General features: G+C 56.9%; 20 protein-coding genes and 3 tRNA genes. 15 read left to right on the forward strand and 8 right to left on the reverse strand.

All coding sequences use genetic code 11. The annotated features are described in order from the left end of the window. Nucleotide 1: 1 nt before the first annotated feature. The 6 genes from DEALK_RS04200 (at nt 2) to DEALK_RS04225 (ending at nt 4,538) form a co-directional block, all read left to right on the forward strand. Entirely contained in the window at nt 2-1,576 is a 1,575-nt protein-coding gene (locus DEALK_RS04200) for a hydrogenase large subunit (protein ID WP_058439012.1), read from the forward strand. Beyond that, on the forward strand, nt 1,573-2,106 hold the full coding sequence (locus DEALK_RS04205; protein ID WP_058439014.1) for an NADH-quinone oxidoreductase subunit B family protein: 534 nt from the start codon (nt 1,573-1,575) through the stop codon (nt 2,104-2,106). Before DEALK_RS04200 ends, DEALK_RS04205 begins: the two co-directional genes overlap by 4 nt. 285 nt (nt 2,107-2,391) lie before the next feature. Next, nucleotides 2,392-2,766 (forward strand): hypothetical protein, encoded by a 375-nt coding sequence (locus tag DEALK_RS04210; protein ID WP_133240203.1) that lies wholly within the window; start codon nt 2,392-2,394, stop codon nt 2,764-2,766. 143 nt (nt 2,767-2,909) lie between these two features. Then, nucleotides 2,910-3,125, forward strand: coding sequence for a hypothetical protein (locus DEALK_RS04215; protein ID WP_058439018.1), 216 nt, complete (start codon nt 2,910-2,912; stop codon nt 3,123-3,125). Nucleotides 3,126-3,204: 79 nt separating this feature from the next. Continuing rightward, nucleotides 3,205-3,594: a DUF1428 domain-containing protein gene (locus DEALK_RS04220; RefSeq protein ID WP_058439020.1), complete on the forward strand. Its 390-nt coding sequence runs from the start codon at nt 3,205-3,207 to the stop codon at nt 3,592-3,594. Between the two features lie 23 nt (nt 3,595-3,617). Beyond that, nucleotides 3,618-4,538: a VOC family protein gene (locus tag DEALK_RS04225; RefSeq protein WP_058439021.1), complete on the forward strand. Its 921-nt coding sequence runs from the start codon at nt 3,618-3,620 to the stop codon at nt 4,536-4,538. Here the strand turns inward: DEALK_RS04225 and purU are convergent, their stop codons facing one another. Further along, nucleotides 4,539-5,393 (reverse strand): formyltetrahydrofolate deformylase, encoded by an 855-nt coding sequence (gene purU / locus DEALK_RS04230; protein WP_058439022.1) that lies wholly within the window; start codon nt 5,391-5,393, stop codon nt 4,539-4,541. A 42-nt stretch (nt 5,394-5,435) separates the two neighbouring features. Beyond that, nucleotides 5,436-6,410: a tryptophan--tRNA ligase gene (gene trpS / locus DEALK_RS04235; RefSeq protein WP_058439023.1), complete on the reverse strand. Its 975-nt coding sequence runs from the start codon at nt 6,408-6,410 to the stop codon at nt 5,436-5,438. A gap of 202 nt (nt 6,411-6,612) precedes the next feature. On the opposite strand from trpS, the gene DEALK_RS04240 reads away from it, so the two are divergent. The 3 genes from DEALK_RS04240 (at nt 6,613) to DEALK_RS04250 (ending at nt 8,605) form a co-directional block, all read left to right on the forward strand. Continuing rightward, on the forward strand, nt 6,613-7,509 hold the full coding sequence (locus DEALK_RS04240; protein ID WP_058439025.1) for an SPFH domain-containing protein: 897 nt from the start codon (nt 6,613-6,615) through the stop codon (nt 7,507-7,509). Between the two features lie 211 nt (nt 7,510-7,720). Continuing rightward, on the forward strand, nt 7,721-8,146 hold the full coding sequence (locus tag DEALK_RS04245; RefSeq protein ID WP_240608207.1) for a MerR family transcriptional regulator: 426 nt from the start codon (nt 7,721-7,723) through the stop codon (nt 8,144-8,146). A gap of 24 nt (nt 8,147-8,170) precedes the next feature. Further along, a complete protein-coding gene (locus DEALK_RS04250; RefSeq protein ID WP_058439027.1) occupies nt 8,171-8,605 on the forward strand; it encodes a flavodoxin family protein in 435 nt (144 codons plus the stop codon). 53 nt (nt 8,606-8,658) lie between these two features. On the opposite strand, the gene ispH is transcribed toward DEALK_RS04250, so the two are convergent. From ispH to rnc, 5 genes are all read right to left on the reverse strand, one after another. After that, nucleotides 8,659-9,507, reverse strand: coding sequence for a 4-hydroxy-3-methylbut-2-enyl diphosphate reductase (gene ispH / locus DEALK_RS04255; RefSeq protein ID WP_058439028.1), 849 nt, complete (start codon nt 9,505-9,507; stop codon nt 8,659-8,661). Then, nucleotides 9,504-10,151, reverse strand: coding sequence for a lysophospholipid acyltransferase family protein (locus DEALK_RS04260; protein WP_058439029.1), 648 nt, complete (start codon nt 10,149-10,151; stop codon nt 9,504-9,506). Before DEALK_RS04260 ends, ispH begins: the two co-directional genes overlap by 4 nt. 90 nt (nt 10,152-10,241) lie before the next feature. Further along, entirely contained in the window at nt 10,242-10,505 is a 264-nt protein-coding gene (locus tag DEALK_RS04265; RefSeq protein WP_058439031.1) for an acylphosphatase, read from the reverse strand. A 38-nt stretch (nt 10,506-10,543) separates the two neighbouring features. Then, nucleotides 10,544-10,684, reverse strand: a complete 141-nt coding sequence (locus DEALK_RS10115) for a hypothetical protein (RefSeq protein ID WP_165802727.1) — start codon at nt 10,682-10,684, stop codon at nt 10,544-10,546. A gap of 22 nt (nt 10,685-10,706) precedes the next feature. Then, nucleotides 10,707-11,435, reverse strand: a complete 729-nt coding sequence (gene rnc, locus DEALK_RS04270) for a ribonuclease III (RefSeq protein WP_058439032.1) — start codon at nt 11,433-11,435, stop codon at nt 10,707-10,709. A gap of 347 nt (nt 11,436-11,782) precedes the next feature. Here rnc and DEALK_RS04275 point away from each other — a divergent pair. From DEALK_RS04275 to DEALK_RS04295, 6 genes are all read left to right on the forward strand, one after another. Then, nucleotides 11,783-11,856 (forward strand) — tRNA-Gln (locus DEALK_RS04275). Between the two features lie 8 nt (nt 11,857-11,864). Next, nucleotides 11,865-11,941 (forward strand) — tRNA-Glu (locus DEALK_RS04280). Further along, nucleotides 11,931-12,098, forward strand: coding sequence for a hypothetical protein (locus DEALK_RS10120; RefSeq protein ID WP_186007576.1), 168 nt, complete (start codon nt 11,931-11,933; stop codon nt 12,096-12,098). Before DEALK_RS04280 ends, DEALK_RS10120 begins: the two co-directional genes overlap by 11 nt. Nucleotides 12,099-12,115: 17 nt before the next feature. Continuing rightward, on the forward strand, nt 12,116-12,499 hold the full coding sequence (locus tag DEALK_RS04285; RefSeq protein WP_058439033.1) for a DUF302 domain-containing protein: 384 nt from the start codon (nt 12,116-12,118) through the stop codon (nt 12,497-12,499). A gap of 40 nt (nt 12,500-12,539) precedes the next feature. After that, nucleotides 12,540-14,549, forward strand: coding sequence for a thioredoxin domain-containing protein (locus DEALK_RS04290; protein ID WP_058439034.1), 2,010 nt, complete (start codon nt 12,540-12,542; stop codon nt 14,547-14,549). A gap of 103 nt (nt 14,550-14,652) precedes the next feature. Then, a tRNA-Thr gene (locus tag DEALK_RS04295) sits at nt 14,653-14,727 on the forward strand. Nucleotides 14,728-15,189: 462 nt separating this feature from the next. On the opposite strand, the gene DEALK_RS04300 is transcribed toward DEALK_RS04295, so the two are convergent. Beyond that, nucleotides 15,190-15,435, reverse strand: a complete 246-nt coding sequence (locus DEALK_RS04300; RefSeq protein ID WP_058439035.1) for a thioredoxin family protein — start codon at nt 15,433-15,435, stop codon at nt 15,190-15,192. Nucleotides 15,436-15,452 lie beyond the last annotated feature (17 nt).

The following is a 15,452-nucleotide window of genomic DNA, read 5'->3' on the forward strand; positions in this document are numbered from 1 at the left end:
TATGGCAGAACTGATGACAATCATTGAAAGCCACCTCGTTGCCAAAGGCTTCGACGGGCGAAGCCGCGCCGGAGCGGACGGCACGGAATACCTTTCGATCAGCGTCGTAGCCCTGGTCGAGGCGGCCGAGGAACTGAAAAGGCAGCCCGGCGTGGTCCTTATCGGGCTGTGGGCGGCCGAGGCTTTCGGGGCTCCGGGTTTCACCCTGTTCTACGCGTTTGAGCAGCGTGGCGCCCCGGCCTTTTTCATCCTGGAGGTGCGGCTGCCCGGCAACCGCGGCATGTCCATCGCCGGCGAATTCCCCGCTGCCAGCTACTACGAACGGGAGGTGTCGGACGGCTTTGGTATCGAGTTCGACGGCGCCTTCGACCGCCGCCGGCTGTTCCTGCATGAGGTTTATCCCGACGGCTGCCACCCGCTGCGGAAATCGTTCGATGGAGGCAAAGTCCTCCCTGCCAGGATCACCCCGGAACGCGAATACGCCTTCAGGGAGTTCGGGGGCGAGGGCATCTATCAGATACCGGTCGGACCGGTGCACGCCGGCATAATCGAGCCGGGACATTTCCGGTTCAGCGTCATCGGCGAGACCATTTTCAATCTGGAAACGCGCCATTTCTGGAAGCACCGCGGCCTGGAGAAGCTGGCAGAAGGCCGGACGGCCGATGCGGTGGTGCAACTGGCGGAAACGGTTTCCGGGGATGAGAGCGCAGCCAATGCCTGCGGCCTGGCTATGGCCATCGAACGCGTCGCCGGCACCGTGGTACCCCGGCGCGCCTGGGAGTTGCGGACGGCGGCGCTTGAACTGGAGCGCATCTACAGCCATCTGGGCGACCTGGCCGGTATGGTGGTGGATGTTGCCTACCCGGCGGGGGCGGCCCCTTTTTTCATTCTGCGGGAAGAGATACTGCGCTGGAATGCCGAACTGACCGGTTCGCGCTTTCTGAAGGGCTTTATCGTTCCGGGCGGGGTGAGCCGCGACATACCGATAGATTTCCTGGAAGATCTTCATGAATACACCGAGTGTTTTCTGGCACGTTTCGACGCCGCCCTCGACGATATTTACAACTCGGCCTGGGTTATCGACCGCCTGGAGACGACCGGGATAGTCAAGCCGGAATTGGTATCCCCGCTGAACCTGACCGGACCGGTGGCCAGGGCTTCCGGCGCCCGCGTCGACAACCGGATTGATCACCCGTACGGACTTTATCAGGAATTGAAACCGGAGATCCAGACCGATGAAGCGGGGGATGTCCTGGGGCGCTTCCAGGTTAAAGCCGGCGAGATCGAGGAGTCCTTACGGCTCATCCGCGACGCGGTCAACCTGGAGGAGACCGGCCCGGTGCGAGCTGAATGCCGTCCCGGCAGCGGTTACGCCGCGGCGGCGGTCGAAGCGGCCAGAGGCCAGAACCTGCACTGGGTCTATTTCAAAAACGGCCGGGTGGACCGGTGGAAGGCGCGCACCGCTTCATTCAGCAACTGGCTGGCGATGGAGCATGCGGTCATCGGCAATATCGTGCCGGACTTTCCGCTGATCAACAAGAGCATGAATCTGTCATACGCCGGGAATGATCTATGAGCCTTTCACAAATTATCGGCAACATCCTGGGACCCAAACGCGCGGCGGCGCTGGTGTTCAATGAGTCGGAGTTCGAAAAAATCGGACTTGAGCTGAAGGGGGAGATCGACCGGGTCTTCGGCAGAAGCCTGGCGATCAGGGAACTGGATACCGGGTCGGACAACGCCGTCGAGATCGAGTTGAACAATTTAGGCACACCGTATTACGACGTCGAAAGATTCGGCGTCTGCTTTGTCGCCTCGCCGCGCCATGCCGATGTCATCATCGTCACCGGGGCTGTCACCCTGAATATGGCCGAAGCGGCGCGCAAGACCTATGAGGCGATGCCCCAGCCGGGATGGGTTATCGCCGTCGGCGACGACGCGTGCGGCACCGGACTGGTCAGAGATTCGTATGCCGTACTGGGGGCAGCCGATAAAATCCTTCCGGTGGATTTCAAAATCCCGGGCAATCCGCCGACGCCGACCGACATCATCCGAGGCCTGCTGGCGTTTATGACAACTATCCTGAGTCAGAAAAAAAAGCGCTAAAGTGCCAAGGTGTTGTCTGCTCCATGATTGGTACACCTGTGTACCCATTTATCGACAGGATACCGCAGGTTCTATCGTGTCTTGCGAAATCCAGGGTAAATGCCGTACGACCGCCAGGGTTCCCAGGCTTTAAAGTCAGGCAAAAGTCATCGGGAAGTTTCGGGCAAAGGTTTTTCCTGGGACTCGGTCACAGTCATAAGGCTGCCATCGATTCAGGCGCCCCATATACCCCGGTGATTGACGATTAGGATATGCTCGTAATACCATTGACCCATGGATAATGTTTTGTCAAAAAAAATGCTCATAAAATCTGGCTTTCACGGCGCTGTTCTCAGCGCCCCGCCTGGTTATATTCAGCGTCTAGGTCTTATGGTGGAGACAGGCTTTTCGGGTCAGACGGGGCTGGATTTCATCCAAGCTTTTATCAAAGAAAAGAACGACTTGCCCTCCCTGGTACCTGCCATTGTCAAAGCCCTGAAGCCCGAAGGATTATTGTGGCTCACCTACCCCAAGGGGACATCAAAGGTGGACACTGATCTGAACAGGGATATTTTATGGGCGGAGATGGCCAATTACGGCCTGGCGGGAGTGGCTATCATCTCCATCGATGACACCTGGTCGGCAATGCGTTTCCGCCCGGCCGACAAAGTTGGCAAGTAACCACGAGGTATCAGGCTTTCTAATTTCCTTTATGCGCTTGCCCAATTGCACTTCAAGAAATTATTGGTCTACCCGATTAAAATTACGTAGAAATACCTATTTATTTTGTCTTCCGGCGGATGTATAACAGTACCAGACATCCGATGAATGACAGCCGTCCGGATAAAAGTATTGCCGCTGTGGTGGGCGAAAGGCGCAGCCAGCCTGCTTCCGCACTTCAGCCGTTTTCCAGTTTCACCCTGACATTGCCGATTGCCGGCGGTTTCCAAATACCGCTGCCTGGCATAGATTCCAACACCCTCGCGCCAGCAGAAATCGAAAAAGCCGACGAGTGGCATTGCTACCTGGGCTCCAGGTAGGGCTTGTTCCCCGGATTGACTAAATGGCCGTCCGGCGGCACTGCCTCTGCCCCCGAATTAAGAAATAGGAGTTAGCCGAATGAAGTATGTCGATGGGTACGTCATCGCGCTGCCGGAGAAAAATATGGCAGCTTACCGCCAAATGGCCGAGATGTCAGCCCGGGTCTGGAAAAAACACGGCGCTCTCGAATATTTCGAGTGTGTTGGTGAAGATCTCAACCCCAAGCCACAGCCGGGAGTGCCTCCGGAAATGGCCGGCACCACCTTCCCCAAAGCCCTGAGCATTAAACCCGGCGAGACGGTAGTTTTTTCGTTCGTAGTCTTCAAGTCACGGGCGCACCGGGATGAGGTGAACGCCATGGTGATGAAAGATCCGGAGATGAACGATCCACAGTACCAAGACAAGCCAATGCCATTCGATATGAAGCGGATGATCTACGGCGGTTTCAAAGTCATCGCCGAGGCGTAATCTTAACTCCAGAAGGAAGCCGTATGCAGAGAATCACCCCCAACCTGTGGTTTGACAACAATGCCGAGGAGGCCGCCGCCTTCTACACATCTACCTTCGGCAATTCAAAAACCGGATTAGTCACCCGCTACGGCGCGGAGGGGGCCAAAGTTTCCGGCATGGCAGAAGGCTCGGTGATGACAGTCGAGTTCCAGATCGAGGGATTCAACTCCATCGCCTTAAACGGCGGCCCGATATTCAAATTCACCCCGGCGGTGTCGTTCTTCCTGAATTTCGATCCGTCCAGGGATCCCGAAGCCAGGAAGCATCTGGACGCATTGTGGCAGAAACTCTCGACCGGCGGAACGGCGCTCATGCCGCTTGACAAATATCCCTTCAGCGAACGCTACGGCTGGATCCAGGATAGATACGGGGTCTCCTGGCAACTCATCCTGTCCGATCCCGGCGGGGAAGAACGGCCTTTCATTGTGCCTTCACTCTTGTTTGTGGGCGAAGTCGCCGGCCGGGCGGAAGAAGCGATCGAGTTGTACCGTTCGGTTTTTCCCGATTCCAGGCGGGGGCTTACCGCCCGCTTCGGCAAAGGCCAGGAGCCTGACAAAGAAGGCACGCTTATGTTCGCCGACTTTATGATCATGCACCAGTGGTTCGCCGCCATGGACAGCGCCGGGCCGCATCAATTCACCTTTAATGAAGCAATTTCACTGATGGTAGAGTGCAGGGACCAGGCGGAGATCGACCGCTATTGGGATAGGTTGATCGAAGACGGCGAGGAACAGCCCTGCGGCTGGCTCAAGGATAAATTCGGCGTGTCATGGCAGATTGTCCCTGCCGGGATGAACGAGATATTGCAGGACCCGGACCGACTGAAGAGGGAACGGGTAATGAAAGCCTTCTTTCAGATGAAGAAGATTGATGTTGCGGCGCTGAAGGCGGCGGCGCAGTAGCTACAGGATTATTGTCCGGTTGCCGTGGACAAAGACCCGGTGGGCGATATAGAGTTTCACGCCGTCGCTTAAGACCCGTTTCTCGATGTCGCGGCCTTTGGTGATCAAGTCGTCGACGGTATCCTGGTGGGAGATGGGCAGCGTCGCCTGGTGGATGATCGGGCCTTTATCGAGATTTACCGTGGCGAAGTGGGCGGTGGCGCCGATGATCTTAACCCCGCGCTCGAAGGCCTGATGATAAGGCCTGGCGCCTTCGAAAGCCGGGAGGAATGAGTGGTGGATGTTGATGACCCGGTTCTGGTAGCGCGACAGGAAATCTTCGCTTAAGACCTGCATGTAACGGGCCATGACGACGAAATCAATCCGATAACTCTCCAGAATTTCGAATTCCCGGCGCTCGGCCTGGGACTTATTCCCCGCGGTCTTGGGGACGACGCGGTAGGGGATGCCGAAAAACTCGGCGGCCGGCCGCAGGTCTTCATGGTTGCTGATGATGACCGGAATATCGCACCGCAGTTCACCAGCCTGATGGCGGAGCAGCAGGTCCCATAAGCAATGGTCATATTTGGAGACGAAGACCGCCATCTGCGGTTTGATATCCGAGAAGAATATTTCCCACTTACCGCCGAATCCGCCTTCGGCAGCCAGGCCGTCAACGGCCGCGGCGATGTGTTCGCGCTCGATCGAGAAGTTATGGATGTCCCATTCGACGCGCATGAAGAAGGTATTCGAATTACGCTCGACGAACTCGTCCAGGGTGATGATGTTGCCGCCGCGGTCGGAAATGAAGCCGGACACCGCGGCGATGATGCCGCGCCGGTCCTGGCAGCTGACTTTGAGTATAGCTGATGTCATGTTACCTTCATCGCGGCGCGGCGGGGCAAAGCGCGCCGTGCCCTACAGAAGTCCCATCCGCCGCTTGACCTCGACCATAGTCACTTTGGCGATGGCTCGGGCTTTTTCAGCGCCTTCTTTGATCACCCGGTCTAGATAGGCCTGGTCTTTGGCGATCTCGGCACGGCGGGCGCGCAGCGGCGCCAGGTATTCGTTGATGGCATTCCCGAGTTCTTTCTTACACTCGACGCAGCCGCGTGAGGCGGTGCGGCAGCCCTGAGCGATCTCATCGACGGCGGACGGCGTGAAGGTCTTGTGAAGTTTATAGATGTTGCAGACCTCGGGGTGGCCGGGATCGGCGCGCCTCATCCGAGCCGGGTCGGTGACGGCGCTCATCACCTTTTTCATCGTTTCTTCGGGCGTTGCTGCCAGCTCAATGTGGTTGTTCAAGGATTTGCTCATCTTGTCGCGGCCGTCCAGGCCGACCACCATCGGCACGCTGGTCAGGCGACCCTTGGGTTCGGGGAAGGTTTCGCCGAAGATGTCGTTGAAGCGCCGCACGATCTCGCGCGCCAGCTCCAGGTGGGGCAGCTGATCCTCGCCCACCGGAACGACCTCAGCTTTGTAAAGCACGATGTCGGCGGTCATCAGCACCGGGTAACCGACCAGACCGTAGTTGACGTTCTGCGGCTGCTGCTTGACCTTCTCTTTAAACGTCGGCACCCGGAGCAGCCAACTCAGTGGGGTAGCCATGCCCAGCAGGGTGAACAGTTCGGTCACTTCCGGCACATGGGACTGGACGAATAAAGTGCATTTCGAGGGGTCAAGGCCGGCGGCCAGCAGGTCGATCACCTGCTCCCTGATGTTTTCCTGAAGCAGGTGGGTGTCCTCCAGCGTGGTCAGGGCATGGATATCCACAACGCAGTAAACACATTCAAACTCGTCCTGCATCGCTACGTAGTTCTGCACTGCGCCAAGGTAGTTGCCAAGGTGAATGCGGCCGGTGGGCCGTATTCCGGAAAAGACGCGTTTTTTCATCGAAAATGAATCTCCTTAACGAAGGGCAATTGTAACACAGGGCTAAAAAGCCCTCAAACCGGAGAAAATCTGAAGAAATGTATTGACGCTGAACGCGGGAAGGCGTAATCTCTCCTAAACACGTCGTCGAGGTGCTGCTGTCCGATGAGACAGTGCGGTAAGTCTCGGGGGCGGGGTTCCCAATCAAACACAGGAGAAAACGATGGCTTTGCTAATCATCGGCGTCATTCTAACAGTCATTATCCTGCTCTTTCTCGGGTTCGGATTCAAGATTGTCCGCCCGACTCATCGGGGGCTGGTTGAACGGTTTGGCAAGTACAACAGGTTCGCCATGCCGGGTCTCAATGTCATCATCCCTTTCATCGATGACCTCCGGCAGGTCGATATTACCGAACGCATGGTTGATGCCGGTTCACAGGAGATCATCACCGCCGACAAACTGAATGCCTCGGTGGATGCTCAGGTCTATTTTAAGGTGAGGTCTTCGGAAGAGGGAGTCAAGGCTTCGCAATATAATGTCCAGGAATTTGAACGTCAGATAGTATCCTTGGCCCGGACTACTTTACGCAATATTATCGGCACGCTGACCCTTACTTCGGCCAATAGCGAGCGAAACGTCATCAATGGCAATCTCTATGCCACACTCGAAAAAGAAACGGGAAATTGGGGCATCGATATCGTACGCACCGAACTCAAAGAGATAAATCCGCCTGCCGATGTTCAGACCACGATGAATAGTGTCGTTATGGCGGAGAACAAGAAGCAAGCCGCAGTAGACTTTGCCACGGCAGCGGAGACAGAAGCTGATGGTAAACGACGCGCAGTCATCAAGGCGGCTGAGGGAGCCCGGCAGGCCGCGATTCTTGAGGCCGAGGGCAACAAACAATCGCGCATCCTCGTTGCTGAGGGTGAAGCCGCGGCTATCAAGCTGGTCAATGAAGCCGCTGAAGCCTATTTCAAAGGCAACGCCCAGGTGCTGCGGCGGCTGCAGGCGGTCGAAACCTCCCTTACCAGCAATACCAAGATCGTACTGCCCAGCGGTACCGCAATTACTAATGTCATCGGTTCCCTGGCGGGAGTTGAAACGCCGGACGCGTAACTGCGGCATGCCGGTTTTGAAGTGTTCTGAGCGTTAGGCGGCAGCGAAGCATCCCGAAAAACTCCGCCTGATGGCGGTTGCCCGCCTCCCGGCGCTACGACGACCACACCGCTTTCAGTTTATGGGGTCGCCTGTACCAAAAATTAACGTAACGTTAGCTATTGACACTTAGGTCAGGTGTCTTTTATACTCACCCCTGAAAATGAGCGGAGTGATACCGGAATTCTATCAAATTGGCGAATTAGCGCGGCGGGCTGCGGTCTCCGCCAGGACCATTCGTTTTTACGAAGAAAAGGGGCTTCTGGGCGCGCCGGCCAGGACCTCCGGCGGGATGCGGCTTTATGACGAGCGGGATGTCAACCGCGTGAAGATCATCCGGCGCCTGCACCATGTCGGGCTGGGACTTGAGGATATCAAGAGCTTGCTCGGGGTGTCTGAAGACGCGCCTCGGGCGGAAAGAGTGGAAAAGACGCTATCGGTCCTGAACATTGAGGCGGAGCGCAGCCGACAGAAAATAGCCCAGCTTCAGGCGGAAAGCCTGGAACGGGAAGAAGCCATCAGCCTGGTGTCGAAATGCCGCGAGTGCGCCGTTGAATCCTGCCCGATCCATTGCCCGCCGCAGCATCACGTGATCTGAATTTATTTAAACGGGGAAGCGTCAATGAGTAAAGTCCTGATTTCCTACCAATCATTCACCGGCAACTGCAAGGCTCTGGCTGAAGCGGCGGCCAGGGGAGTTGCCGAGGCCGGCGGCCGGGCTGATGTCAAGAATGTCGCTGAGACGACCGCGCCGGACCTGGCCGGACACGACGCCTTCATCCTGGTGACGACCCAGCCGTTCCAGTCACTGGCCGGGGAGACTAAAACAATGTTCGAAAGACTGTGGCCCGAGAGAGCCAAGATACAGCCCGGCCTGCCTTTCGCCGCGGTCATCTGTCACGGAACGGATGCCGCCGGGAGCGCCGCTGCCCTGGATATGTTCGCCAAGTATTTCGGATGGAAGAAAGCCGGCGATTGGCTGCTGGCCAGCATGACTTCTTCGGATAAACAGGAACGCGCCCGGCAACTCGGAATCGCGGTGGCTCAGGGCGGGTAAGCCGGATTCGGCTTCAAGAAGCGGGGCAAAGCTGTTTTTCAGGTTTCCCAATATTACCGGGGAGCCGATTCTTCCAACCGCAGCACCACGGCATCGATAGTCTCAGGCGCGGTCGAGGCGCCGGCGGTGACGCCGATAAGCTCCTTGCCCGCAAGCCAACCCGAATTGATCTCGGCGGCGGTCTCTATCAGGTGGGTTTCGGTATGCGGCGAACACAGGTCCACCAGGTGGCGCGTGTTGGCCGAGTGGTGCCCGCCGATGACCAGCATCAGGTCGGCGCGGCGCGCGAGGTCCAGGGCGGCGGCCTGGCGTTGCCGGATGTCGTGGCAGACGGTGTCCACCAGCCGGAGTTCGGCGTCTTTAACAAGTGCCCGTTCCGTAATCGTCTTAACGAAGTCGATGAACCGCGCCGGCACCTGGGTGGTCTGGGACAGCAAGCCGATATGCCGCGGCAGTTCGATTTGATCGAGGTCGCCGGCAGACAGGGTGGCGATGCCCTTGCCTTCGGCCCAGCCCAATATACCCTTTACCTCCGGGTGGTTGACATCGCCGTAGATAACGGTAAAGAAACCGGCCTCCGACAGGCGGCGGGCGGCGGTCTGGGCGCGCTGCACGAAGGGGCAGGTGGTGTCGACGATGCCGATGCCTCTGGATTTGATCTCGGCCAGCACCTTGGGCCCGACCCCGTGGGAGCTGATAACGACGGTATCGCCGGCGATCTCGGCGATGTCCTTGACGACACGGACTCCCAGGCCGTTAAGACGGGACATGACCTGCTGGTTATGGACTAAGGCCCCGAGGGTTTCCACGCCGCCTTTTTGACGGGCGACGTCCTCCAGTATCGCCAGGGCACGCTTGACGCCGAAGCAAAAACCCAGGCCTTCGGCGCGTTCAATCCTCATTCCGGGACGTTCCCGTACACACCGCGGTATGACGGCGGTAAAAGTCCGGCGACAGCCTCCATGATCCTGTCCCCGTGGCCGCCGAGGTCGTCTTTTTCAATCTGCACGTCCGCTTCGGTGAGCCGGAAAGGCCGGCCAAAAGCAATGGTCACCCTGCGGCTTTTTAAAAACCACCAGCGCCCCTTAACCGTTTCCGTTCCGGTGATGGCAGCCGGAACAATGGGCACACCGAACGTCGCGGCGAGGTAAGCAGCGCCGGGCTGGGCGCTGGAAAGCCGGCCGTCGGGATTGCGCTTGCCTTCCGGAAAGATAATCAGGGCGCCTCCATGGTCGAGAACCTGACGCGCCAGCTTAATGCTGCCGCCGGAAACCCCAGCCCGGTTCAGTGGAATAGCCCCCGAGCCTCTAAGAACGCGGCCGAAAAACTTGTTTTGGAAAAGTTCTTTTTTGGCTAAGAAAAAGACCGGGTTGCGCGGCACCTGCAGCCCTAACAGGGGCGGGTCAGCAGAATTGATATGATTGGCGCAGACGATGACCGGTCCGGTTCTGGGGAAGTATTCCCTGCCGGTCACTTTAACTCTGGTCAGTAAGAAAGCGGTCCGGGCGGTCAGGCGCACCAGGGGGTAGAACCAGGCGGTCTTCATGTCGTTAGATTATAGCGTTTAAGATCACTGGCGAACAAACGCAGACCCGCGAATTGGGTTGAGGAACTTAAAAAAGCCTGATTGGCAGGGTCAGTAGCGGATAGAGAAATCGGTAAAGTCGCCCGAAGGCTTAACCCACTGGGTATCCACCGAGTTGACGGCGGCATGGGGCGGCCCCGACATCAGTTGCTCAATAAAGTGCAGGATGTCCGGGCGCTGGCCTTCGGCTATCACCTGGACGGTGCCGTCTTCCAGATTCCTGACACAACCGACAAGATGGTGTTCCTCAGCCTGACGGCGGGTGAAATCCCGGAAGTTCACGCCCTGCACCCGTCCGCCGAAAATCAGGCGCACCGCCGCTTCTTTGGATGCGGATAAAGGCCGATCGATGGTTATTCGCCCTTGAGTTTCTTGCCTTTTTTGATGACTTCAACCGGCGGTGGCGGAGGGGTGAACTGGCTGCTGACGACTGGTTTGGAGGCGTCCTTCCTGACCTTTTTCTGTTCGCGGCCGCCTTTATCTCTCTGTCCCATGGCGTTTGCCTCGTATATTTGTTTATTTCGAATCCAAGTTTAACAAAGGACTGCCGGGGTGTAAAGAATTTTCCAGCGCCGCAATCGCCTGGCGGGCGGCGTGGGCCTCCGCCTCTTTCTTGCTGCGGCCCCGGCCGGAACCCAGGTATGAAGATTTAACCCGGACCTCGGCGTTGAACGCCGGTTCGTCGCTATCGGAAACATCAACGACTGTGTAGGCCGGGGTCGCCTGGAACCTGGCCTGAACAATTTCCTGCAGCCTGCTTTTTGAGTCGGCGACGCTTGCCAGCGTCTCGATGCGCTCGAGTTCCCCGGCAAACAGACGGTGGATGAAACGGGCGGCGCGGTCGCAACCCTGGTCAAGGTATACCGCCGCAATTACCGCTTCCAGAGCCCGCGACAGGTTGGCCGGCTTGGCACGCCCGCCGCTTTGCTCCTCGCCGCGGCCCAGATAAAGGAAAGCGCCCAGGTCCAGCGAGACCGCCAGGCGGGTCAGGGTTTCCCGCCGCACCAGGAGAGAGCGGAACCGGGTGAGTTCACCTTCATCGGCATTCGGGAAATCCAGGTAGAGCTTTTCGGCGATATACAGGCCGAGCACGGCGTCGCCCAGGAATTCAAGACGTTCGTTGGAAACCAGTCCCGAGCCGGGGCGTTCATTGATGAAGGAGCTGTGGATCAGGGCCAGTTCCAGAAGTGCCGGGTCCTTGAATTTGATGCCAAGGGTGGATTGAACTTGTTCCAGGTCGGCCATTCAACTAGGATAGACGGGCGCCGCGCCGTTGTCAATTGAAAAAGGTATTAATTCTTTAGGTCTAAAACCCTTGACGATAACGGCTGATGCGGGTATTATATAGGCATTAACGTCTCGGAGGCGGACCTTGCGAAGCTTGATTGATAACCTGGTAGCGCTTGCCGTCATAGCCGGCATGGCTTTCGTAGCCTTCGGCATCTCCTATGTCCTGTTCTGGGGTTTCATGAATCATAACCCCGCCTAAAGGCACCAATCTAATCGGGTCTACACCACCGGTCGACCGTATTGGCGGTTGCGGTGGTGTAGCTATTTGGGCTATAATCTCCTCCGCTCGTCACGGAACCCGCTGGGGATTCGTCTAGCGGTAGGACAGCAGACTCTGGATCTGCTTGGCCAGGTTCGAATCCTGGATCCCCAGCCAGTTTTCAGGGCGCATTCGTCTAGCGGCCTAGGACGCTGCCCTCTCAAGGCAGAGACCACGGGTTCGAATCCCGTATGCGCTACCAAATGATAAGACAAGAACCGGTTGATACCGGTTCTTTTTTTTACCGAATCGAAGCCGGTATTCAAATCAGGTTCCACCGGCGCATCGAACTGGACCTTCGGTTCCCTTCTTTCGACGTTTATGATTTCTTGAAACAGCCGCCGCCGCTGTATTATTGAACTTGAGGAGGGTTCAAATGGAATACGGATATAAAAGACAGGCATCCGGTAAATTTGACGATATCGTCTTAAAAGTCAGGGCGGAACTCAAGAAAGAAGGCTTCGGGGTCATAACTGAGATCGATGTTAAAAAAACGGTTAAAGAAAAGCTCGGGGCTGATTTCGAGAACTACCTCATCCTGGGCGCCTGCAACCCGCCGTTCGCCCACAAAGCGCTTCTGGCCGAGCGTGACATAGGGTTGTTCATGCCGTGCAACGTCATTGTCTACGAGGACGGCGGGGCGGTTTTTGTGTCGGCCATACGGCCAACACTGGCGATGAGCATGACCGGCAACCCGGCCTTGAAACCGCTGGCCGATGAAGTTGAAAACAGACTTAAAAAAGCCGTGGACAGTATCTAGGCGATCCGGGACCGTCTAAATTCAGCATCGGGAGGCAGCAATGCCAAACCGTCTGGCCTCATCATTCAGCCCTTATCTCAGGCAGCATGCCGAGAATCCGGTCGACTGGTATCCGTGGGGAGACGAGGCGCTCAACCGGGCGCGTTCCGAAAATAAACCGATACTCTTAAGCATCGGCTACTCGGCTTGTCACTGGTGTCATGTGATGGCTCATGAAAGCTTCGAAAATCCTGAAACCGCCCGGTTGATGAACCAACATTTCGTGAATATCAAAGTTGACCGCGAGGAACGGCCGGACCTGGACAGCGTGTATATGGCAGCTGTCCAGACCATGACAGGCCACGGCGGCTGGCCGATGACGGTCTTTTTGACCCCTGACGGACGGCCTTTTTATGGCGGTACTTATTTCCCGCCGGAGGACCGCCATGGCTTACCAGCCTTTCCGAGGGTCCTTGAGGCGGTTGCGGATACCTTCCGCAGCCAGCCGGCCCGGATCGCCCAAACCGCCGGTCGGCTGGAATCGGCACTGAAACGCAGCGAACCCTGCGGCTCAGGTTTAATTGCGCTGGCTCCGGACATACTGCACCGGGCTTATCAGGCGCTGGCCCAGGATTTTGACGTTAATCATGGTGGCTTCGGGGACGCGCCCAAATTCCCTCAGCCCCTGGCCCTGGAATTCCTGCTGCGCTACTTCCATAACACGAGATCGCCCGGGGCGCTTGGCATGGTTGAACGGACTCTAGCCGAAATGTACCGCGGCGGCGTTTATGACCACCTGGGCGGAGGTTTTCACCGCTATGCCACCGACGCCGCCTGGCAGGTACCCCATTTTGAAAAAATGCTTTACGACAACGCGCTGCTCAGCCGGGTCTACCTTCACGCTTTCCAGGTCACCGGCAATACCGCATACCGCAGCGTTGCCGAAGAAGTGTTCGCCTACGTCCTCCGGGAAATGACCGACCCTGCCACAGGCGGCTTTTTTAGCTCACAGGATGCCGACAGCGACGGCGAGGAGGGGAAATACTATACCTGGACCGCTGATGAAATTGACGAGGTCCTCGGGCCGGCTGGAGAGACTTTCCGAGAGCGCTTCGGCGTCACCCGTGGCGGCAATTTCGAGGGCAGAAATATTCTTCACCTGACCGATGAATTTTCGGAGGCTGCCATCGCTCAGGATCGGGAGGCGCGGGAGGCATTGTGGCGCCGCCGCCAGTGGCGCAATGCCCCGGGCAAAGACACGAAAATCATCGCTTCCTGGAACGGCATGATGGCCGGGAGCCTGGCCGAGGCTGCCTGTGTTCTGGGGCGGCCGGACTACCTGTCCGCCGCTGCGAGGGCGATGGAATACGTCTTGAATGAAATGGGTAACGGAGACCTGTTGCGGCATACCATTTCTGCCGAGATAGGCTTTTTAGAGGATTATGCCCAGATCATCGACGCTTCGCTCTGGTTGCACCAGGCATCCCTGTCTCCGCGGTGGCTCCGCAGCGCGCTCAAGCTGTCAGAACGTATGGTTGCCGAGTTCTGGGACGAGAGCGACGGGGGATTTTACGATGCCCCAACGGATACAAAGGGACTGTTCATACGGCCGAGGAACCTCCAGGACGGCGCCGTGCCTTCAGGCGGCAGCACAGCCGCGATAGCGCTCCTGAAACTCGCCCGCATTACCGATGACCAGAGGTACCATCAGATCGGCAGCCAGGCTTTAAAAACAATAGGAGACATAATGGGCAGGCATCCGCTGGGGTTTACCAACTGGCTTGCCGGTCTTGACATGTACCTTGGATCTGCAGAGGAAATAACTATTATTGGCGGCAAGGATGACCCCGCCGCAATGGCGTTAGCTCGGGCTGCCTGCCAAAGGTTCAGACCAAACAGGCTGGTTGTCGGCTTAGACCCGGAGGAACCTGGAACAATTTCAAACCTGCCGATTTTTACCGATCGCCCCCAGCGTAACGGTATGGCCACAGCCTACGTTTGCCGCGACTTCAGCTGCCGGCCGCCGGTAACCAGTCCTGAAGACCTGGAACAACTGTCGGCTGCCGAATAAAGAATCCCGATATCCGGAAATCCCAGAGTGGAGCGATTCGCGAAAGTGCAGGCGCCGTTGCTGAGCTGAGAGGCTGTGGTCTATAATTACACTTCATTAAAGCGCCAGCGTAGCTCAGTGGTAGAGCAGCGGTTTCGTAAACCGCTGGCCGGAGGTTCGAATCCTCTCGCTGGCTCCAGAAAATAAAGCTAAAAGCCCCCAAAATGGGGGCTTTTCTATTTACCATAATCCGTGACTGCTAACAAAACTTTAACGATTCCTCAAAGGCAAAGCCTGCCATTTTTCCGGTTGTTTCATTGGATTTGTACCCGTGTTCAGTGTTGTTTTTCAGAATGGCCTCGAATGCGTTAGAAACATCTCGGTCACCAGAGCTTAAACGCGACAGCCCGATTCTGGAAGGTTGCTGACGAGGAACTCGTCGTTGGGGTGAGGATCTCCGGAAGCGTAACGGTTTAACAAAACCTGAGTCGGGCGACTTGATTCAACTGTCGGCTGACGGCGGTGAATAAGAGCAGATTCAGTTAACCTTACTCTGGTTGATTAGAATTTGAGAGGAATCAATACTCACCGACATATCGGTAACATCAAGCATTGTGATGATTCTTTGGTATTCCCCCGGCACCCTTTTGAAGTAAAGCCACTATCTCGCGGAGGCGTTTTTCAACAAGGTCGAGACTTCAGTTTTAGTTGGCACTTTGCCCGAGAGGACCACTTTTTCATCGATTACTAACGCAGGCGTCATCATCACCGGGTAGGCCATGATTTTGGCGATATCCTTAACTTTTTCGATCTCGGCATCAATGCCCATTTCTTTTACCGCATCGCGAGTGATGGCTTCCAGTTGCTGACATTTAGGGCACCCCGTGCCCAGAATTTTGATTTTCATCGATCAATAACTCCCTG

Source organism: Dehalogenimonas alkenigignens, from assembly GCF_001466665.1.
GTDB lineage: Bacteria > Chloroflexota > Dehalococcoidia > Dehalococcoidales > Dehalococcoidaceae > Dehalogenimonas > Dehalogenimonas alkenigignens.